Source organism: Kitasatospora sp. NPDC004669 (genome assembly GCF_040609455.1).
In the GTDB taxonomy this organism is placed as follows: domain Bacteria; phylum Actinomycetota; class Actinomycetes; order Streptomycetales; family Streptomycetaceae; genus Kitasatospora.
Window position 1 is genome coordinate 77,826 of sequence record NZ_JBEXKB010000007.1, and the last position, 19,891, is coordinate 97,716.

A 19,891-nucleotide genomic window follows, 5' to 3' on the forward strand; every position below is an offset into this window, starting at 1 on the left:
GATGAGTGAAGAGCAGGCCCAGCAGGTCGGCCAGCAGCTGCGGGCCGCCCGCCGCCAGCGCGGGATGAGCCTGCGGACGCTGGCCGGGTTGTCGGGGCTGTCGGTCGGCTTCCTGTCGATGGTGGAGAACGGCCAGCGGCACCTGGACCGCACCGGGCACATCACCGCGCTGGCCGAGGCTCTGAAGATCGCCCCCTCCGAACTGACCGGTCAGCCCTACGCTCCCGCCGACCCGTCCGCGGCGAGCGCGCACGAGGCGATCCCGGCGCTTCGCCTGGCCCTGATGGGCATGAACTTGGCTCTTCCACCCGACCGGCACCCGCCGGCCGGTCCGGTCAGCGTGCTGGTCGAGCGGGTCGCTGAGGCCAACCGCCTCTATCACGCCTGCGAGTACGGCCAGGTCGCGCAGGTGCTTCCCGGCCTGCTCGGGGACCTGCACGCCGTGGTGGACACGGCGACCGGTTCCCGGCGGCAGGCCCTGCTGCGGCTGCTGGCGGACGCCTACCACCCTGCCTGCACGCTGCTGCTGAAGAATCTCGGCTACACCGACCTGGCGTTCATCGCGGTCACTCGGGCGGCCGAGGCGATCGCCGAGCTGGACGACCCGATCTACCACGCGCTGTCGGGGTTCTTCCACACCCACGTGCTCATGGCGGCCGGCAGCCCGACCCAGGCCCTGGCCCGCGCGGGACAGGCCGCCGACCAGGTTGAGCGGCACCTGGCGGGTCCGGCCGCGCACGCGCTGCTGGGCGAGCTGCACCTGATCCAGGCGACCTGCCTGACCCAGGATGTCCGCCGCTCGGGCGCCGAGCGGACCCGCGAGATCAACCAGCACCTGGCGGAGGCCGCCGATCTGGCTGCCCGCACCGGCGAGACCAAGGCATGGCACCTGAACTTCGGGCCGACCAACGTCGGCATCCACCAGGTGAGCCTGAACGCCGACCTCGGCCTGCACGGGAAGGCCGTCGCGGCGGGCGGCGGCGTCCGCCCGCAGATCCTGGCCGCCCCGGGCCGGGAGGCCGCCTTCCGCGCGGACCTGGGCCGCTCCCTCGCACACCTGCGTGGCCGGGACGCCGACGCGGTCGCGTCCCTGCTGGCCGCCGAACACGTCGCGCCCCAGCGCATCCACGCCAACGCGCTCGTCCGTGACACCGTCTCCGACCTGCTCGACCGCCAGCTGCCCTCGCACGCCGCCCGGGACCTCCGCGGGCTGGCCCACCGCATGGGCTTGCAGCTCTGACTGTTGGGCACGTTCGTCCGTACTTGACTGAGCACGTTGACGAGTACGGGGACGCGGCCTTCACCATCGGCGCGTTTCACAACTTCAAGTGCCTTGCTCTCGGGGGCTCTTCCGCCAGGAAGAGCCCCCGAGCCGTGTTCGGGGCATTGTGTTCACGGCCGTGAACACCGCAGCGTGTTCCTTCCCTTACCTTCGGTGATCTCGGGTTGCAGGGTCACCCCGGAAGGGAGGGGCTGTGATGTCCACCGACGCGATGAGCCACGTGTTCCAGGTCCTGTCGATCGCCGAGCACGTTCCGGTCGCCCGTCGGGAGACGCGGAAGGTCCTCACGGGCTGGGGACTGCACGAGGTGCTGGTGGACACCGCCTGCCTGATCGTCAGCGAGCTGGTCACGAACGTCGCCCGGCACGCGGCCCTGCTCTCCCCGACCGCCACAGTCGAACTGAGCACTGATGAAGCCGAGTTGACCGCGTCCGTCGCGGATGCTCACCCGTTCCGTCCCAAGGCCCTGCCCGCTCCGCACGGCTCGGGCGGCTGGGGGCTGGCCCTGGTCAAGGGGCTGGTCGAGGAGGCTCGCGGCAGCCACGAGGTCGTGGAGGACGCCTCCACCGGCGGCAAGGCGGTCGTCGTCCGCCTGCCGCTTCCCCCGGCCGCCGCCTGAAGCCCGGCTCGCACCATCGCACGACCGCTCCTCCGGATGCTGCCGGCCCGGCCGCGTCCTGCCCGCACACGACTGCGTGAAGGAGAACGAGATGCTCGAATCGGTCGCCCACCTGGAGAAGGTGGCCAAGCAGTGGAACGTCAACACCGAGGACGTGCTGCTGATCGCCCTGAACGCCTGCGGCGCCCGCTCGCCGCTGACCAAGCCCCGCATGCGATTCCAGCTCCGCCTGGACTCCCGCCCCGCCGACCCGCTGTTCCTGATCCTGTCGCTCGGCCGGCAGGACTCCCCGTTCGAGCTGGACGAGCACGAGCTGCGGCTGGGCGGGATCAAGGTCGGCGAGGTCGACGGCATCGAGGACGACGACGCCGTGCTCGGCTACTGGCGCAACGGGCACAAGATGCTCACCCTCAACTCCAACGCCCGCTCCCAGTGCACGGGCTGCGTGTTCTGCCCGAACACCCTGGAGGACGCCTCCGACCCGAAGATCAAGGCCCTCGACCTGGCCGGCTACCTCGGCGCGCTCGCCGCGTACTCCGGCCTTGAGGACCTCGCGCCGGTGGAGACGGTGACGGTCTGCACCGGCTGCTTCCTCCACGAGCACCTCGCGCTCGAGCACCTGGCGGAGGTCCGTACGGCGATGGGCGCGAACGGCTGCACCGGCATCCTGCACTTCCTGTCCTCGGTGCTGACCACCGAGACCGGCCTGGACACCGCCGCGGATCTCGGCCCGTTCCACCTCACCCTGACCGCCGAGTGCTTCACCGAGCGGAGGCAGATCCTCAAGGAGTCCAAGGCCAAGCTCACCCCGCAGGAGATGGTCACCGCCCTCGGCCACGCGAAGGGCCGCGGGATCACCACGGACTTCACCTACATCGTCGGCCTGGACCCGATCGAGCCGGCCGTCGAGAACCTTAAGCACTTCGTCCCGGTCACCACGACGTTCCCCCGCTTCCAGACCTACCAGGCCCACAACCCATTCATGGACGTCTACCGCACGCCCGGCTCGGACACGATCGAGTGGCACCTGACGATGCGGCGGAACATCGAGGGACTGTTCGCGGACACCGGGCTTCGGCCGGCGTGGTGGCAGAACTACCGCAGCCCGTGGTGCTTCAGCTTCGCCGGTGAAGAGCTGACCGGGGCGAGGATCTGATGGCGGCCACCGACACGGTCCTCGCGGCGGGCCGCTGCGACGACGGGCCGGTCCGGGAGGCAGGCACGGTGATCCGCGAGGTCCAGGCATGGCGCCTGCCCCCGCAGGAGGCGGGCCTGCCCGAAGGGCTGCCGAAGGAGATCGCCGCCGCCGCGGTCGAGCCGGCCGGGCCCCAGTGGGCCGAGCACCGCGAGCGGTTCGCGCTCTGCCTGGTCGGTGACGGCGGCCTCGGCTGGCACGGTCCGGTCAGCTCACCGGTGCTGCAGGTGATCCGGGACGACCACGCGGCCGGGCTGATCGGTCACGACGCCGCCCAGCACCGCCGCCTGCCCTACCGGAAGGCCACCGGGCGCCACCGGACGGGTCCGCACGCCCGCCAGGCCGTCTCCGCGGTCGAGCTGGCCTGCTGGGACCTGGCCTCGGCCGCGTCCGGCAGCAGCGTGGTCGACCTGCTCGGCGGACAGGTCCGCTCCCGTGTCCCGGCCTACGCGTCCGCGCTCGGTCTGGACCCGGCCCACCCGGCCGCCGGGGAGGCGGCAGCCTGGATCGCCGGGGCCGGGTTCTGGGGCCAGAAGTGGCCGCTGACCAAGCAGCTGATCCTGGCCGGGCCCCGCGCGGTCGCCGCCACGCTCGGCCGGCTGCGGGAAGCGGCGGGTGAGGGACCGTTCATGGTCGACGGCCTGGGCCGCTGTCACCTGGACGACGCGCTTCGGCTGCTGCCAGTCCTCGCCGACCTCGGGATCCACTGGGCGGAGGAACTGGTGCCGCCCGGCTCCTGGGGCTGGCAGCGGCTGCGATCGGTCCATGCCGGGGTCCCGCTCGCGGCCGGCGAGCACGCGGTCGACGAGGCCGAGCAGACGAGGCTGCTGACCGACGGGCAGGTGGACGTCTGGCAGATCGACGTCGGCTGGGCCGGGGGCCTCGTACGCTCCCTGCACACCGTCGAGACGGCCGCGGACCTGGGAATCCCGGTCTTCCCGCACGGCGCCCACCTGAACGCCGGACTGGCGCTGGCCGCCGCCTGCTGCCGCGACAAGGTCCCGGCCGTCGAATACCACCTGACCGTCGAGCCGCTGCGGCAGCAGATCCGGGAACACCCGCTGACGGTTGAGGGCGGCTGGGTTCAGGCCCGCACGATGCAGGGGCTGGCCGGGCGGCTGGCGACGACCGGCGACGACCCGCTCTGGTCGGTGGGCCGATGACCGGCCGTCAGCCGAGGCCACGCTTGACCGGGGCCGAGCGGAGTTCGCTCTGGGCCCCGGTCCGCGGGGTCTGCTTCGACCTGGGCGGCACCCTGGTGGTCACCGACACACACCCGACCACCGGGCAGGTCGCCCACGTCCTGGGGATCACGCTGCAGGAGGCCCGGGAGGTGATGGAGGCCGGAGCGAAGCGCCGCCGCGTCACCCCGGCCGATCTGGCGACCCACCTCGCCCGCGACTTCGGCCGGCCGGAGGCGTTCGAGCCACTGCACCGGGTGCTGGAGGGCGCCCGCACCCGGGCGGCGTCCCCGCAGCTGTTCCCCGACGCCCTGGCCGCCCTCCAGCTGCTGCGAGCCCGGGGGTTCGCCCTGTTCGCGATGACCAACTCGCTCGGCTCCTCGATCCCCGACCAGGCGCCCGGCTTCCACGCGCTGCTGGACGCGGTCGTCTACTCCGCCGACACCGGCTTCTGCAAGCCCGAGAAAGAGGCGTTCGCTGCCGTCGAAGCCATCTCCGGCCTGGAGCCGCACCAGCTGCTGCACGTCGGGGACTCCGCCCGCGCGGACGCCGCCGGCGCCGTCGCTGCGGGCTGGCACGCGGCCTACCTGCACCGCCCCGAGGACACCCGGCTGCCGCAGATGGCCGATCCGCCGGCCGTCACGATCCGCACCTTGCGCACGCTCCGCCACCTGCTGCCCGCCCGCAGCTGATCCCACGTCACCCAGGGGAGGTCCCTCGATGGACCAGAGCGCCAACACCACCAAGGACGTGCTCGCCACGTCAGTGCCGCTGTTCGACCCGTCGGCGATGCCGATTCGCCAGTGGTGCACCGGCAGCCGGGAGGACCCGCTCACCGGGCTGGTCGCCTTCCCGGACTTCCACACTTCCATCCCCCGCGCGCTCGCGGCCGAACTGGAGGCGGGCGGCCTGGTCGCCCTGGCGATCGGCGACGTCGACGGACTGAAGGAGCACGTCGAGCAGGCGAACGCCACGGATGCGGCCAGCTTCGGGCACCTGGCCGGGAACCAGGTCATGGCCCGGCTCGGGGCCGCCACCCGGACCTGGTTCCGTGACCAGCCCTGGCCAGCGGCCTGCGCGGCCACCTTCGGCGGCGACGAGGTCATCATCGCCGCCGCCGTCGACGACCCGGCCGCCTTCCACCAGGCCGTCACCGGCCTGCGCGACCGGCTCGCCGAGGTGCTGCCCACCCAGGTGTCGTTCGCGCTCGCCGTCGCGGGTCCCTGCCATCTGCCCGCCGGACGGGAGGGCAACGCCTGGAAGCACACCTTCACCGACCGGCTGCTGGCCACCGTCGACCGCTGCCTGTTCGCCCACAAGGCGGCCCGCCGGGCGGCCGGGACAGCCGGAGGGGTCATCGCCGTCACCGAGTCCCCCGGCACCGGCCCGGTCGGCACGCTCCAGCCGCTGCCCGGCCCGGACCAGGTGCTGCACGTCCTCGCCAGGCCCTCCCGCCTCGGCGGCCGGCCCGTCCTGCTGCTGCCCTGCCAGGGACCTGCGGGACTGCGTGGACGGCGCCTTCGGGTCGCCTTCCCGCAGTCCGGCATCCGGACCCTGGTCGCCGTCTCCGCCGCCGGCCAGGCGGCCCTGCCCGTCGAGCACCCGGCCGACCAGGCGGGCGTCCCGCTCGTCCTGCGCGGGATCCGCGAGGCCGCCCAGCACAGCGTCCCCGACGACCTGGCCACCGCCCTGACGGAGTCCGGAGCCGACTGGGCGGTCCTGCCGGATCACGAACGCGCCCAGATGCTCCACCTGATCACCGAGTCCGCCGACCCCCAGGTCCGCGCCGACCGCATCACCGCGGCCGTCGCCGCCGCCCGCACCCGGAGCCCGAAGTGACCACCGCCCTCACCACCACCGCCATCCCCGGCCCCGCCCCGGCGGTGGCCGGCTTCCCCGACTGGGGACGGGCCGCGGCCGAGGCCCGCGCCGCCGTCCCGGACGAGGCCGTCGACGCCTACTGGCGGGCCCTGAACTACCTGTCCGCCGCCCAGCTCTATCTCGCGGACAACCCGCGTCTGGCCCGGCCGCTGCGGCACGACGACCTCAAGGCCAGCCCGCGCGGTCACTGGGGGGTCTGTCCGCCGGTGAACTACCTGCTCGCCCACCTCGGCCCCTTGACCGCGCGGCGGCCGGAAGGCTCAGAGCTGCTGGTGCTGCACGGCGCCGGACACGCCGGGCCGTCCGCGCTCGCCCACGCCTACCTCAACCAGAACCTGCCCCTGACCGGCAGCGAAGCCTGGTCCATGGCCGACCTGCGGGCCCTGGTCGCGAGCTTCCCGGACGCCCAGCGGTTCGGCTCGGAGATCACCCCGCTGATCCCGGGAGTCAGGCACACCGGCGGGCAGCTCGGCCCCGCGCTCGCCGTCGCCCAGGGCATGGCCCTGGACGCTCCCCACCGCCTGGTCGTTCCGCTGATCGGCGACGGGGAGCTGGAGACCGGCGCCACTGCGGCGGCCTGGCTCGCCCGCCGGGCTCTGGCGGGCACGGGCGAGCACGGGGCGGTGCTGCCGGTCGTGCTGGCCAACGGCCTGCGGATGGGCGGCCCGTCCCTCCTGGCCGGCCTGACCGGCGAGGAGATGGCCGCCTATTTCACCGGACTCGGCTGTCGGCCGCTGGTCACCGACGGCGTCGACCTGCCCGCCTTCCGCCGCCTGCTTGCCGACGCGCTCGCCGCCCTGCAGCCGCTCGGCGAACAGGGCCCGCAGCCGGTGGTGGTGCTGACCATGCCCAAGGGCCACACCGGGCCCGAGGAGGTCGCCGGCCGGAAGATCGCCGGGACACCTGCGGTCCACAAGACACCGCTGGCCAGACCGCTGGACAATGAGGCCGAGTTCGCCGCGCTCGCCAACTGGCTCGCCTCCTACCGGCCCACCGAGCTGCTGACCGCCCAGGGCCGCCCAGCCGACCTGGTCCGCCGGGCCCTGCCCGGCCCCGCCGAGCGGGCGCCGTCCGGACAACCTGCAGTGAGGCTCGGGGCAGGCCAGCTGCGGCCCTGGGCGGATGTCAGCGCGGTCGTGCGGGCCCGGGCCGAGCATCCCGGGTTCCGGCTGTTCAGCCCCGACGAGATCGCCTCCAACCGGCTCAGCCTCAGCCTGGATGGCAGCACGCCCGACTGGGCGGTGGAGATCCTGAACGAGGAGATCTGCCACGGATGGCTGCAGGGCTACACCGAGACGGGCCGTGACGCCGTGCTCGCGACCTACGAGGCGTTCGCCCCGGTAAACACCAGCCTGCTCGTCCAGCACCTCAAGCACCGCAACCTGCGTTACGCGGCCGGGCACGCGAACCTGCCTTCGGTGAACTACCTGATCACCTCGCTCGGCTGGCGCAACACCTACACCCACCAGAACCCGGGCCTGGCCTCGGCGATGCTCGAACTCGAAGACCCGTCGGTGCACATCTACACCCCCGCCGACGCCACCCGGGCCGCCGCCGTCCTCGCCGCGATGCTCGCCAGCCGCGACCGCGTCAACTTCCTGATCACCGACAAGCACGACGGGGTGAACTTCCCTCCCGGACCGTTCCGCGACGAGCTCACCCGAGGGGCCGCGATCTGGCCCCACCTGTCCTTCGGCCGGGGCACCCCGGACCTGGTCCTGGCGTCCGCCGGGGACATCCCGGCCCGTCAACTCGCCGAGGCCGCGCGCAACCTCCGGCGCGTCCGGGCCGCCACTACGATCCGATACCTGCACATCAACGACCTCACCGTACTGGGCCCGGCCGGGACCTGGCCGGGCGCCCTGACACGGCAGGCGTTCACCGACCTGTTCGGCACCGACCGCCCCGTCCTGCTGGCCGTCCCGACCTTCCCCGGCGCCGTCCGCGGCCTGCTCGCGGCCCGCGGCGAGGCGGACCGCTTCCACGTGGTCGGCTACCGCGACCCCGGCCGCCCCAGCAGCAACGAGGCCCTGCTCGAACACGCCGACCTGTCCGCCCCGGCCCTGTCCGCCCGCGCGACCCGACTCATCGAGGAGCACCGCCGATGACCAGCACCATCCCGGTCCCGCCCGACCCGGACGCTCTCGCGGCGTTCGACCGCGACAGCTACCTCATCCTTCGGAACGCGATCAGCCCCGAACTCCGCGAGAGGCTCGCAGAGGCGAGCCTGCGGCTGCTGGCCACGGACCGGACCGCCGGCCGGGACCGCAGCACCGACGGCAAGGACGGCTTCCGCGGCGTCGTCGCCATGGACGGCACGTTCCTGCCGCTGGTCGCCAACCCGGCCGTCCTGCCCACCGTCGTCGGCCTGCTCAGCCCGAACCTGCACCTGATGTCCAGCAACCTGATCTACATGCCGTCCATCCCTTCCAGCGGCACACGCACCATCCGCGTCCCCGAACGGCACGGCTGGCACCGCGACATGGCCTCCGCCACCCGCGACCTCGGACGCGAGAAGATCCCCCGCCTGTCGATCAAGGCCGCCTACTACCTCAGCGACATCACCCCTGACGCCGGAATCACCATGGTCTTGCCCGGCAGCGGCAACGACACCGGCCCCGTCACCGTCCCCCAGGGCGCCATCGACCCGCCCGGCGCCATCATCCCCGACCTCGGACCATGCGACGTCCTGCTGTTCGAGAACCGCACCTGGCATGCCGGCGGCCTCAACACCTCCGGCCACCCCCGCTTGGCCGTGATGATGCAATACGGCTACCGCTGGCTCGCCGGCCTCGACGACCCCGCCCCGCATCTGCGCGAGCACCCGGACCTCGACGACATCGAACGCCAGCTGTTGGGCACCCCCGACCGCAACCCGGATGGCTCGGTCACCCACGAAGGCGCCGGAGCCTGGGCCCTCCAGCAGTGGTGGGAGCGCGTCAACTCCAATCCGCCGCATTCCTCCTGAAGAGCCACAAACTGACTTCGCGTCCGCGAAAGACTGGGGACCATGACCGCCTACACGCCCGACGAACTGTTTGCCTCCACCGCCCCCTACTACGCGAAATACCGGCCCGGCTACGACCCGAAGCTCTACGACCTGCTCAAGGAGAAGTTCGGGCTCGACGGCACCCAGCGCGTCCTGGACCTGGGCACCGGCACCGGCGTCCTCGCCCTCCCGCTCGCCCGGCTGGTCGGCGATGTCATCGCCGTCGACCCCGAGCCTGGCATGCTCGCCGAGGGCCGCAAGCTCGCCGACGAGGCGGGCATCACCAACATCACCTGGCTCCAGGGCGACTCCACCACCCTCCACACCCTGGACCTCGGGCCGGTGCTGCTGACCGTGATGGGCGCCGCGTTCCACTGGACCGACCGCGACCAGCTCCTCAAGGACCTCGACCACCTCATCGCCCCCGGCGGAGCGGTCGTCCTCGCCTCCGGCGGGGCCCCCGGCGACGTCGAACCCGCCCCCTGGCTGGAGGTGATCACCGAGGTCCGCACCCGCTACCTCGGCGCCGAGCGGCGGGCCGGCTCCGGCACCTACAGCCACCCGAAGGAACGGCACCAGGACGTCGTCGCCCGCTCCCCGTTCTCCAAGATCGAGGTCGCCCGCTGGGACCGCACCATCACCCGCACCCTCGACGAGGTCATCGGCCTGCAGTTCTCCTACAGCTACAGCAGCCCCGCCCAGCTCGGCGACCAGAAGGACGCCTTCGAACACGACCTGCGCGAAGCCCTCACCGCCTTCAACCCCGAACGGCGCTTCGACGAGCTCGTCCGCACCGAAGCGATTATCGCCACCCGGCACTGAGAGGGACCACACAGACAGCCTGAAGGGCGGCTCCAGAGGCCACACGCCTCCGGAGCCGCCCTTCCTCATGGCGCCAGCCGTGAGACACAAGGTCTCGCGGCTAACCAGCATCTGCTGAGACACAGAGCCCTGAGACAACTTGACAGGACACGTAGCGCCATAGGTACAGCATCCGCATCGCGTGGGGCCTTCCCTTTCGGGGCCCGGGGGTCGACCCGGGCCGGTGCGCTGACGATCCGACGCTTTGTCAGTCGGCGCTGAACAGGTAGAGGAGGGCGGCGCGCTGCGTCTCGTCCGGGTTGCCGAGGACGCGAAGCGCACGGGCCACCGCGTCCGACTTGCAGCTGGTGAGGGCCGCGGTGACGGCCGCGGTGGCGCGGCGGGTGGCCCAGGCCGCCAGATCCTCCGGCTGGACCGATCCCTTGCGTCGCGGTCCCAGGCGCCGCCCGTCTACCTTCGCCGTCGGCGATGCCTCCGGCTTGAGGCAGGTCCAGCAGGTGACGGTGGCGCACCCTGGCCTCTCCACGTCGGACTCGAGGATGAGGAAGCCGCAGCGGGTGCGCTCGCTCCTGGCGGCGTGCGTCACCGCCCCCGTGCTCTGCGCCTTCACCCTCTTCGGCCACTCGGCCAGGGCCTCGGCCATCTGTTGGTTGGTGCGGGCGAAGATCGGGGGGTCGGCATAGATCGGGCAGGTGCAGGTGGGTGGGTGGCCGAGCCTCATCAGGGCGGGTTCTCCATGCAGCGGGCGGCGTCCCCTATTTGGGACGCAGCTCCGGGTCAGCGGTCAGGGGTGGGAAGCCGTAGGTGTGCAGGTCGGCGATGCGGACCATGCAGTACGTGGTGAGGCCGTCGGGGGTGTAGGTGCGGCGGTAGAGGTAGGGGGCCGTGGTGCCCGTTGACACGGTCATTTCCTCCACCGCGAACTCCTCGCCCAGGAGGACGGCGAGGAGCGCGGTGTCCAGCCCCGCACTCTGCTCCACCGGGACGCCACGGCCGCAACGACTGTCGCGGGGCCGGGTGGCGGGCGCACGGGCGACCGGCCCACCCGCCTACCTGGGCCGGGCGGTCTCCTCCACCGCCTGCCAGAAGGAGTGGGGGCTGAACACGACGTACAGGCCGTGGTGGTCACTCGCACCGCCAGGCACCTCCACCACCTCGAACCTCTCCACCGCCTCCGGGATGGAGCCGTTGGCGAAGATGAAGTCGATGCGCGGATGCTGCTGCCCCTTCACCGCGCCCTGGTCCGTCCGGCGGTGGGAGGTGCCGCGCAGGGCCTTCCTCTGCCCGAGGGTGTGGTGGGCGTGGAGGGCGAGGTCGGTGAACCCGGCGGTGTTGAGGGTGTCCCAGGGGCGGGTGTCGGGGGTGAGGCGGTCGGGGAGGGTGCGGTGGACGACGTGGTGCCGGTCCCGGACGGCCGCCATGTCGGGCAGCGGGCCGAGCTCGTCCGGGAAGGAGGAGTAGGAGTTGAAGTCGCCGCCCATGATGCAGGGCTGGGTAACCTGCCTCCGCTGCCCCTTCTCGTCCTCCACCTCCTTTGTGCCGCCCCAGCGGATCGCCATCTCCGCCTCGCGCAGCCGCTGGGTGGGGGAGTTGCAGTCGAGGTGGACGGACGCCAGCGACAGCTCGGTGGTGTAGTGCTCGCCGACGTGCGCGACCCGGACCTGCGTCGCCGGGTGCCACCAGTTCGTCACCTGCGGGTAGTCGGAGACCAGGCGCAGGCCGGACTCCTTCACGAAGATCCCGGTCGGGTTCGGGCTCTCCAGGGTCGTGCCGGCCGCCATGACGCCGGTCATGCCGAGGGCGTGGCGGGCGGCGTGGAAGCCGCGCCGTCCTTCCCGCGTGGAGTAGGTCATTTCTTGGCGGAGGATCACGTCGGGGTCGAGTTCCTTGCGAATCCACTCGTGCACCCGCCGCCACTCAGGTGTCTCGTGGCCGCCGAAGTCGTGCTCGCCGTTGAGGACGAGGAAGCGGAACTTCGTTGTGCGGCCCATCATCGACCGTCCCGGGTGGGGCGGACGGCGGACGGGGTGTCGAACGCCTCCGCAACGGACAGCCACTGCTGGCGGGGCCTGTGGGTGAGGAATTCGGCGGTGCGGTGCGCAGCTGCTCGCGGGTCCGACCGCGCGGGGGTCGGGCCCTGCGGCAGGAACGCGCCCGAGGGCGCGGCAGGCGGCTCCTGCCAGTGGGTGCCGCGCTTGCGCTGCGGCAGGCCGGCAGCCGCGGAGGGCTTGGCGGTCTGATTGGTCGTCATGGTGTCCTCGTCTCGTTCCGGGGTGGGCGGTGCCAGGGGCGTTGGTAGAGGGGTATGGGGGCGCGGGGCGGCGGGGGTACGGCCGGGGGCGGGGTGAGAAAGAGGGAGGGCCAGGTGCCGGGCGGCGGCCCCGGAGCGGCGGGCCGGGCGGGGACGTCGGGGATAAGGAGCCCGGGGTACTCCTCCGGCCGCCGGGCCGGGCCGGGGCGCTGGCACGCTGCCGCTTGGCGCGCGCGGGCGGCTGGTCGACTGGTGGGGGGCGCCGGTCGGCTGCCGGGCGCCTGTCCTCTATCCCCCTCCATACCTTCGGCCGCCATTCTTGCCCCGGCCCCTGTTCCTGGGTCACGACGCCGCCCGCTCCAGGTCGGGGGCTCCGAGGTCGACCATCGGCACCGTGCTGGTGACCACCTGCACCTGGTGGTGACGGGCGTAGGAGGCGAGGCCGAGGGACACCTTCGGCTCCGCCTGCTGGGCGTGCCGTGCGGTGGCGGCCAGGTGGTGGAGCAGCGGCGGGGTGATCCGCATCCGGCCCTGGAGGAGCCGTAGGCGGTCGACGCCGTGCTCGGTCACCAGTCGTGCGGCGCTGACGAAGTCCGGTTTCTCGACCAGGGCCGTCATGGTGAGGACGGGGCCGGTGCCGGCGCAGATGACGACTCCGTGGGTGGAGGCGCGGTTGATGTCGAACGGCCTGGTGAGGACAGCGGGGTGGTCCGGGTCGGTGGCGTTGACCAGCTCGGCGAGGGCTCGGTGCGCGGGGTCGACGTTGTCGGAGAAGACGAGGCAGATGTCGCCAGTGCGCAGGTGCTCCGAGCCGTTGAGGGCGCTGGTGACGTCGGCGTACCGGCCGCGTTGGGGCACGAAGTCGACGTGCAGGCCGGTCAAGTGCTGGTGCCCGTCCGACTGCTGGGCCAGCTCGCGGTAGCGGGCGGTGCCGCCCGGGCCGAACACCCTGCTGCTCCAGTCCGCGAGGCCGGTGTAGTAGGGGTGGTGAACGACCACGGCCCGCCGTGCTCCGCCCGCTTCCGCCTCCTGGAGGACGTGGACCAGGCCGGGCTGTCCCTCGACAGGGCGAAATTCCTTGGGTATGAACGTGGACCACCCGGCCACTCTGGTGCCCAGTCCTCCGGCCGCGATGACCACGGCGGTGCTGTTCTGCGTCTTCATCAGATCGCCTCCGTGCGGGAGTTGGGCGGGAGTACGGTGCCGGGATGCATACGCGAGTGACCGGCATGGCCGTGAACAGTGACAAGCAGCTGCTGCTGCTGAACCAGGACACCGAGGGGTCGAGGACGTGGTCCCTGCCCGGTGGCAAGGTGGAGGACGGGGAGAGCCTGGAAGAAGCACTCCGGCGGGAGATGCTGGAGGAGACTGGCCTGGAGGTGGAGGTCGGCCGCCTCTTGTACGTCGCAGACGTCACCAAGGCGCACGTCGTACACATCTCCTTCGAGGTCGAGGTGGTCGAGGGGACGATCGGGCAGGTGAAGGAGGGTGCCGACACCCGCCCGATCCGGGGCGTGGAGTGGGTGGCGCTGGACGATCTGGCCGACCTCGGGTTCAGCGAGCGGTTCGTGGATCTGGCCCGGTCCGGGTGGACGGGCGCCGGGGCCTACGTGGGCCCGAAGTCGGCGATCGGCCTCTGACCGCTGCTCAGTCCTGGCCGGCCTCGGCCTCGCCGCTCTCGGCGCAGGGGCCGGTCAGGGCGGTGACGAGGGCCTGGTCGAGGTAGCCCACCGGGACTCCGGTGGGGTCGAGGGAGTTGACCCAGGCGCCGATGCGCTCTGCGAGCTCCCACGCGCCAATCTCGTCCGCCGCCCTGATGCTCGGGTCCCGGACGAGGCGGACGCCGACGCCGCGTGAGGCGCCGAGGAGGTAGCGAGAGCGTTCCTCGACCACCGCCTCCCGGGTCGCGGGGGTGTTCCAGGCCGCGCCGACGAGGTACCGGCGCAGCGGGAACTCAAGACCGCTGGCCTCCGGGCCGTCCTGGCACCACACCTGGACGTTGCCGACCAGGTGGTGGATGTCGCCGGGGTCGCGGCCGGGCTCGATGACGGTAGTGGCGTCGCCGAAGCGGTAGTCGGCGTTGTAGACCGTGGGGGCGAGCGCCGCGGCTTGCAGAACCTCAGCCCGGTTGGGGAGCCGGGCGCCGTGCCAGGCGGCGAGGGCGGCGGCGCCCAGCCAGGTGACCCAGTAGGCCGGGTGGTGCTCGTACCCTGGGGTCGGCCGCCACCGGCCGCTGCTCTGGTCCTGGTGGAGTCGACCGCCGCGCTGCACCCTCATCGGGACGATTAAGAGGTTGACGCCGTCCCGGGTGTTGTCCATCCCCGCCTCGCTGAGGATGTTCAGGAGTTCGGCCACCTCCGCGTTGCTGATGAGGTGGGTACGCCACGCCACGGTGCTCCCCTCCACCGCCGGGCGGTAGGAGGCAGGGCCCGGCCGCCGTTCCTCCCTCTGGGCCGTCCCGGCACGGGGACGCGGTACCGAGGGGGCCGGGTCTCGCACCTCGTACAGGTCGTCGCCGCTGAGCCAGTGTCGGGTGATCTCGACTACCTGGTGCTCCACGACGTTGCCCGCGCGGGCCAGGGTCTCGGCTACGTGGTGGGGGACGAGGGCGGCGGTGCGCGCGTCCACCTCGGCGACCAGCTCGCTCTTGTGCTGCCCGGTAGCGAATGTGGTGTCCGCGCCCCGAGCGCCGGCCGTCGCCGTCCCGGCCTGGGCCTGGGCGGGCAGCGGGATGTCGAGGTAGGTGGCGAGGGTGGCGCGCACCGACTCCGGGGCCAGGACGTGGCGCTCGTACGCGAGGTGGGCACAGGGACGCCCGATCCCGCCGACGTCCTTCCTGACCGCCTGCGCCAGGAGGAGGGTGTTGAAGGCGATGAGGCGGGCAAGGGCGACGGCGGGCTCCGGGTCGTCCTCGGGGAGGAGCGCGGACCAGGCGGCCCAGTGGGCGGACCTGCGCGCCGCATCGCCGAGCATGGCGTAGCGGGAGGCGTAGTGCCAGCGCTCGAACAGGTTGCCACGTGCGAAGGAGCTGGCGATGCCGAGGGGGGCGCGGGAGAGGACGAGGAGGGGGGAGTTCGGGAGCAGGTTGGTGATCGCGCCGGTGGCGAGCCACAAGTTCGTCTCCTTCACCATGTGCCGTCGATCGGTGCCGTAGAGGTCGGCCAAGGCACAGGCGAGGTGATGGGCAGGCAGGCCGGGGAGGTCCGTGTCGGCCGGACCCGGCGGGCGAGAGTTGTTGGGGGAGAGGGGGTGGCGCGCGCCTAACTGCTGCCGGAACGGCTCGTTGTGCTGGGGCAGGTAGGGGCGCAGGGTGTCGCTGACCCAGTTCGACCCCACCCGCTCGAACACGCCGAGGGTGAGGAGCGGGGCACTCTCCGGCCTGAACAGGGCAGCAACGTGCTCGGCGATGTCCACGGCGCTGCGCGCCGGGTCCTCCTCCTGTTGCTCGCCCTCGCTCCACGTCTGCGTACTCACCCTGGTCTCCAATTCTCGTACCGTGCTGATGGGTTGACTGTTCTCCCCAAGTGCCGACACCCGGGGCGCTGGTGGTACCGCGTCCGCATGGGACACGCAGTGCCCGGTCGGCGGCGGTGCCGCGCTCCACTTGGCCACTCAGCTGGACCAGGGCACGGCGGTCTCCGGCGGGCCCGCCCCCGCGTTCCCCGGCCTACCCGGACGGTCTCCCGGTGCGGGTGTTCGGCGAGGGGCGGCCCGTGGGTGGCCACCCGGGGCGCGAGGGGGGCGCGCGCCGGGCGGCGGGCCCCGGCGGCTGGGGAGGTGAGCCGGGGCGGTGGGTGTGGTCTAGGCGGCGAGGCCGGCTCCGCCCCGGCCATGCAGTATGCGGCGGGCGGCGCGGAGGGCAGCGGCGAGGTTATGGGGGTGGGTGAGGGTGCCGGTGCCGTCCGGCTCGACCAGCCAACGGCGCCCCTGCACCGGCCCCTTGCCCGGCGGCGGGCAGCGCAGGACGGGGCTGTGTTTGACGTTCGGGCTGCCACGCAGGAACTCGCTCTCCCGCATGTCCCAGATGGTGGTGGCGGAGCAGGGGATCAGGAACTCTACGCACCGCAGGGCCTCGTTGAAGATGACCGGGCCGACCGGCCCGACCACCTCTGCGACCTGCTGCAGCTGGCCGAGGGCGGCGGTGCCGAGGCGGTGGTTGGTGACGCGTACGGCGTTGCACCGCACCCCCAGCCGGATATCCACCAGCTCGTTGCGGGTCCAGCTGAGCAGCACCGCCTGGTGGTCGGCGTTGGCGCGGGCGAGCCAGTGAGCACCGAGGACGTACGGCGGGGGAGCGCCGCGTCTCACGAGCCTGTGCGTCGTGCTGCTCGCGCTCGCAGCTCTGGCCTGGGCAGCCATCTTCCCCGCTCCTCCCATCCGTACGTCCCCGGTGCCGTCCCACGTGGGTTGGGTGGCCGCACCGGTTCGGCCACCCAACCCGGCACCTGTGGCGCTCCCGTGAGGGAGCGCTGAGTGAGGCGCCTGGATACCGCCGATCACGCGCTCGCAGTCCTTCTCCGCGCGAGGCCGACGGGTCTGGTGCTCGGGCCGCACGCCGTTGTGCGGCCCGCTGGCACCCCGCCCCCTCCATCGGCCCGAATCACGGAAGGGGCCGGAGCGTGCCGGAGGCGGGGTGCCTGCCCGCCCGTGGGACGCCAGTCTCGGGGCGGGGCCTTGCGGTCTGGCGGCCCTCGTTTCCGTAGTGCAGAGGGGCCGCCGGAGCTCTATGCGGCAGCGGCGAGCGGTGGGGGGCCGATCGTGCCGACGACCACGGTCGGGCGGGCGTGGCGGATACGGGAGTTGAGGGCGGCGGTGTTCACCGTTGAGGTCGGCGCGGCCTCGGCCGAGCTGACAGCCGCGGCGGTCTCCTCCTCGCTCTCCTTCGGGAGGAGGGAGGCGATTTCCATCTCGAACCAGGAGGTGCGAGTGCCGCCGGCCTCCCAGTTCCGCTCGCTCCCGTGCTCCTTCGCCAGCCTGGAGATGATCAGCAGCCCGCGGCCGCCTTCGGACGCGCCCCGTCTGCGCTGCACGCGCACTCCTGGAGCGGCCGGGTCCGTCACCTCCACCCGCAGCCGGCCGCCCTTGGCCACGTCCGCCCGGAAGCCGAGCTTCGATCCCTCTCGCCTCCGGCAGCCGTACAGCCACCCGTTGGTGACCAGCTCGGAGACCATCAGCTCCAGGTCCTCGGCCTCCTCCGGGGTCAGGGTCAGGGCGGCGGTGAGCAGCGGGACGACGGACCGGCGGATCTGCCCAACTTCCTCGGGAGAAGCGTCAGTTTCGAACTCAACCAGGGGCATGACAGTTCCTCCGGGGTGTGCCGCTACGGACGGCGTTGGGGGATATTTCCGGGGAAGCGGCCGTTGCGGTCGCACTGGCGTCAGGACCCGGCCGAGCGACCCGACCTGGTGGTTTCTGACGGTGAATCAAGATCACTTTGAGCAGCAAATGCTGGCCGAACTGCCGTAGCAACTGCCAACGCAGTGCGTGCGGTTCGTTACGCACAGCATGGACCCTGGCAAGGATCTGCGCAACCACTTCGGCCAACCGTGCAAGCTTGCATGGTCGTACGCAATGTCGAGTCATGTGCCGCTTGAAGCTGGTAGCGCGCACCAGCTGCGGAGGGGCACACTGTGCTGACGAGCAACATAGGAGGGGCAAGGGGTGGCATTCCAGCAGACCGTGAGGCGAATCCAGCTGGGGAGGGAGCTGCGCCGCCTCCGCGAGGGGCGTGACCTTCTTCCCGAGGACGTGGCCAAGGCCCTGCCGGCCTGGAGCGTGTACAAGATCAGCCGGGCGGAGAACGCGAAGGGTGCGGTCACGACCGAGGCTGTACGAGAACTTCTCGACTTCCTCGAGGTCGACGACGACCTCAAGGCCGGCCTTCTCGACATCGCCAAGAACGCCAGCAAGCAGGGCTGGTGGGTCAGCTATACCGGCGTGGTGAACGACCAGACCGTCAACCTGGCTTCCCTGGAGGCTGAGGCGTCGGCGGTCAAGACCTACCAGCCGTGCTTCATCCCCGGGTTGTTCCAGACGCCCGACTACTCGCGGGCGATCTTCACCGAGTTGGGCGGGTTCTCGGAGGAGGAGGCCGAGGCGAAAGTCGAAGTACGGATGGCCCGTCAGTCTGTCCTGACGCGCCCGAAGCCGCCGGAGATCTGGGCCGTGATCCACGAAGCAGCCCTGAGCGTCAAGGGCGGTGGCGCGGACGTCATGCGGGCGCAGATGGAACGGCTGATACAGCTCACCCGCTTCCCCAACGTCAACATCCAGATCATGCCATCGGACTGCGCACTGAACCCCGGAATGAACGGTGCGCTGACCATCCTCGGATTTCCCTACCGTCCCGCGCTCGACGTCGTGCTCGTCGCTGCACAGCAGACCGAACTGTGGATTGAGGACCGGGAGTCGGTGGGGGAGTTCCACACGACTTTCCAGAAGATCACGGCCGAGGCCCTTCCTCTGGACAAGTCGCTCGCATTCATCACCGAAAAGAGAGACACGATCAAGTGAGCAACTACTACCCGAACACCGCTGAACTCGGTGTCGTCCTGCGGAAGTCGTCGTACAGCAACCAGAGCGCGGACTGCGTCGGTGCTGCCGGAGTGGCTGGAGAGGTGATCGTCTCCGACCTCAAGAACCCGACCGGCCCGGCCCACCGACACCAGCCCCGTGCGTGGGCCGCGTTCGCCCACGCGGTCGGCACGGGCGCCCTGGTCCCCGTCCAGGCATGATCGCAGGCCGGCACTTCCGTAGCGTGCCGGCCTGCGAGGCTGACGACAATTGCGTCATTGCCTGAACACGGTTGTGGCCCCGGTACCTCCGTAGGGTATCGGGGCCACAATCGTGAGCGCGCGCCCGTCGATCGTACGCACCGGCCACGACTGGCGCTATGGCTGACTGCGCACGCGTTGCCGCCAAGGGGCAGAGGCGAGAACGCCGGAGCCGAACGGGGTGGGCTGTGAAGGGCTTACCCCGGTTCGGGTGTTATACCGGCGCTTCACCGGCGGCGGGCTTGCCGCGTTGGGGCACGAGGCGGACGACGGCCTCGGCGGCGTCGTGGGCGACTTTCGGTGGCCTGGTCACGCTGACCAGCCGTAGACCGACACGAGGCTTCCTGCCGTGATCCGGCCGAGCGCGTGCGTGGTGTAGTCGACCACGGGGGCCGGCAGTTCGCGGATGGGCCAATACTTGAGCTCGTGGCACTTTTCCGGCTCCCGGTTCGTGATCTGCCCGACATACGCCCTGGGCTTGAAGAACAGCTGGAGCCGGCCCTTGCCGTCGTCGGCATCCAGGTGGTGTACGGCATGGACGAGATCCAGGTCCTCCTCGCGGATCGTGATCCCGAGTTCCTCATCTGCCTCCCTGACCATGCCCCGTGTGATCGACTCTCCTTCGAGCAGGTGGCCGGCGGGGACGTGCCAGTGGTCCTCGGCGAAGGCCGTGTTTCGCCGGCGTCCCAGCAGGACACGGCCGTCCTTGACGAGGACCAAGTGGACTCCAACGACCATCGTGGGTGTGTCCGGCATAGGGCGTCCTCTCGGTAGCGGCGAACGCAGCAGAGGCGCGTTCGACCCAGTCGGCAGGAGTGCGGCCAGCAGCTGCATGACGCTGCTTGGAAGGGCGCGTACTCAGGCGCGCGTGAACTAAGCGCCAGGCGTCGCGATTTGG

General features: G+C 71.7%; 21 protein-coding genes. 12 read left to right on the plus strand and 9 right to left on the minus strand.

What is annotated here, in order from left to right:
* Window position 1 precedes the first annotated feature (1 nt).
* The 9 genes from ABZW30_RS08425 (at window position 2) to ABZW30_RS08465 (ending at window position 9,969) form a co-directional block, all read left to right on the plus strand.
* Complete coding sequence (locus ABZW30_RS08425; protein ID WP_355670256.1) at window positions 2–1,240, plus strand: helix-turn-helix transcriptional regulator; 1,239 nt, start codon at window positions 2–4, stop codon at window positions 1,238–1,240.
* A gap of 238 nt (window positions 1,241–1,478) precedes the next feature.
* Window positions 1,479–1,901, plus strand: coding sequence for an ATP-binding protein (locus tag ABZW30_RS08430; protein WP_355670257.1), 423 nt, complete (start codon window positions 1,479–1,481; stop codon window positions 1,899–1,901).
* Window positions 1,902–1,992: 91 nt separating this feature from the next.
* Window positions 1,993–3,057 carry a radical SAM protein gene (locus ABZW30_RS08435; RefSeq protein WP_355670258.1) on the plus strand — a complete coding sequence of 355 codons (1,065 nt, stop codon included), beginning with the start codon at window positions 1,993–1,995 and terminating at the stop codon, window positions 3,055–3,057.
* Entirely contained in the window at window positions 3,057–4,259 is a 1,203-nt protein-coding gene (locus ABZW30_RS08440; RefSeq protein ID WP_355670259.1) for an enolase C-terminal domain-like protein, read from the plus strand. The genes ABZW30_RS08435 and ABZW30_RS08440 overlap by 1 nt, the downstream gene beginning before the upstream one ends.
* Window positions 4,260–4,282: 23 nt before the next feature.
* A complete protein-coding gene (locus ABZW30_RS08445; protein WP_355670260.1) occupies window positions 4,283–4,969 on the plus strand; it encodes an HAD family hydrolase in 687 nt (228 codons plus the stop codon).
* 28 nt (window positions 4,970–4,997) lie between these two features.
* Window positions 4,998–6,116 (plus strand): hypothetical protein, encoded by a 1,119-nt coding sequence (locus ABZW30_RS08450; protein WP_355670261.1) that lies wholly within the window; start codon window positions 4,998–5,000, stop codon window positions 6,114–6,116.
* Complete coding sequence (locus tag ABZW30_RS08455) at window positions 6,113–8,266, plus strand: phosphoketolase (RefSeq protein ID WP_355670262.1); 2,154 nt, start codon at window positions 6,113–6,115, stop codon at window positions 8,264–8,266. Before ABZW30_RS08450 ends, ABZW30_RS08455 begins: the two co-directional genes overlap by 4 nt.
* A complete protein-coding gene (locus ABZW30_RS08460; protein ID WP_355670263.1) occupies window positions 8,263–9,126 on the plus strand; it encodes a phytanoyl-CoA dioxygenase family protein in 864 nt (287 codons plus the stop codon). Before ABZW30_RS08455 ends, ABZW30_RS08460 begins: the two co-directional genes overlap by 4 nt.
* A 42-nt stretch (window positions 9,127–9,168) precedes the next feature.
* A complete protein-coding gene (locus ABZW30_RS08465; protein ID WP_355670264.1) occupies window positions 9,169–9,969 on the plus strand; it encodes a class I SAM-dependent methyltransferase in 801 nt (266 codons plus the stop codon).
* 247 nt (window positions 9,970–10,216) lie between these two features.
* On the opposite strand, the gene ABZW30_RS08470 is transcribed toward ABZW30_RS08465, so the two are convergent.
* From ABZW30_RS08470 to ABZW30_RS08490, 5 genes are all read right to left on the minus strand, one after another.
* On the minus strand, window positions 10,217–10,690 hold the full coding sequence (locus ABZW30_RS08470) for a hypothetical protein (protein WP_355670265.1): 474 nt from the start codon (window positions 10,688–10,690) through the stop codon (window positions 10,217–10,219).
* Window positions 10,691–10,724: 34 nt separating this feature from the next.
* Window positions 10,725–10,949 carry a hypothetical protein gene (locus ABZW30_RS08475; RefSeq protein ID WP_355670266.1) on the minus strand — a complete coding sequence of 75 codons (225 nt, stop codon included), beginning with the start codon at window positions 10,947–10,949 and terminating at the stop codon, window positions 10,725–10,727.
* Between the two features lie 69 nt (window positions 10,950–11,018).
* Window positions 11,019–11,963 (minus strand): endonuclease/exonuclease/phosphatase family protein, encoded by a 945-nt coding sequence (locus ABZW30_RS08480; protein WP_355670267.1) that lies wholly within the window; start codon window positions 11,961–11,963, stop codon window positions 11,019–11,021.
* Window positions 11,960–12,220 (minus strand): hypothetical protein, encoded by a 261-nt coding sequence (locus tag ABZW30_RS08485; protein ID WP_355670268.1) that lies wholly within the window; start codon window positions 12,218–12,220, stop codon window positions 11,960–11,962. The genes ABZW30_RS08480 and ABZW30_RS08485 overlap by 4 nt, the downstream gene beginning before the upstream one ends.
* Window positions 12,221–12,562: 342 nt before the next feature.
* Entirely contained in the window at window positions 12,563–13,384 is an 822-nt protein-coding gene (locus tag ABZW30_RS08490) for a hypothetical protein (protein ID WP_355670269.1), read from the minus strand.
* A 44-nt stretch (window positions 13,385–13,428) separates the two neighbouring features.
* Between ABZW30_RS08490 and ABZW30_RS08495 the strand changes: the two genes are divergently transcribed.
* Window positions 13,429–13,860, plus strand: coding sequence for an NUDIX hydrolase (locus ABZW30_RS08495; protein ID WP_355670270.1), 432 nt, complete (start codon window positions 13,429–13,431; stop codon window positions 13,858–13,860).
* Between the two features lie 7 nt (window positions 13,861–13,867).
* On the opposite strand, the gene ABZW30_RS08500 is transcribed toward ABZW30_RS08495, so the two are convergent.
* The 3 genes from ABZW30_RS08500 to ABZW30_RS08510 all read right to left on the minus strand — a co-directional run bounded on the left by ABZW30_RS08500 (window position 13,868) and on the right by ABZW30_RS08510 (window position 17,517).
* Window positions 13,868–15,694 carry an SUMF1/EgtB/PvdO family nonheme iron enzyme gene (locus tag ABZW30_RS08500; RefSeq protein WP_355670271.1) on the minus strand — a complete coding sequence of 609 codons (1,827 nt, stop codon included), beginning with the start codon at window positions 15,692–15,694 and terminating at the stop codon, window positions 13,868–13,870.
* Window positions 15,695–16,021: 327 nt separating this feature from the next.
* Complete coding sequence (locus tag ABZW30_RS08505) at window positions 16,022–16,528, minus strand: hypothetical protein (protein ID WP_355670272.1); 507 nt, start codon at window positions 16,526–16,528, stop codon at window positions 16,022–16,024.
* 416 nt (window positions 16,529–16,944) lie between these two features.
* Window positions 16,945–17,517, minus strand: coding sequence for an ATP-binding protein (locus ABZW30_RS08510; RefSeq protein WP_355670273.1), 573 nt, complete (start codon window positions 17,515–17,517; stop codon window positions 16,945–16,947).
* A 364-nt stretch (window positions 17,518–17,881) separates the two neighbouring features.
* Here ABZW30_RS08510 and ABZW30_RS08515 point away from each other — a divergent pair, with 364 nt between their 5' ends.
* Together ABZW30_RS08515 and ABZW30_RS08520 are read left to right on the plus strand one after the other, a co-directional pair.
* The gene (locus tag ABZW30_RS08515; protein ID WP_355670274.1) at window positions 17,882–18,733 is read left to right on the plus strand and encodes a DUF5753 domain-containing protein; all 852 of its coding nucleotides are present in this window, start codon (window positions 17,882–17,884) and stop codon (window positions 18,731–18,733) included.
* The gene (locus ABZW30_RS08520; protein ID WP_355670275.1) at window positions 18,730–18,954 is read left to right on the plus strand and encodes a DUF397 domain-containing protein; all 225 of its coding nucleotides are present in this window, start codon (window positions 18,730–18,732) and stop codon (window positions 18,952–18,954) included. Before ABZW30_RS08515 ends, ABZW30_RS08520 begins: the two co-directional genes overlap by 4 nt.
* A 348-nt stretch (window positions 18,955–19,302) precedes the next feature.
* On the opposite strand, the gene ABZW30_RS08525 is transcribed toward ABZW30_RS08520, so the two are convergent.
* Window positions 19,303–19,827: an NUDIX domain-containing protein gene (locus ABZW30_RS08525; protein ID WP_355670276.1), complete on the minus strand. Its 525-nt coding sequence runs from the start codon at window positions 19,825–19,827 to the stop codon at window positions 19,303–19,305.
* Window positions 19,828–19,891: the final 64 nt, after the last annotated feature.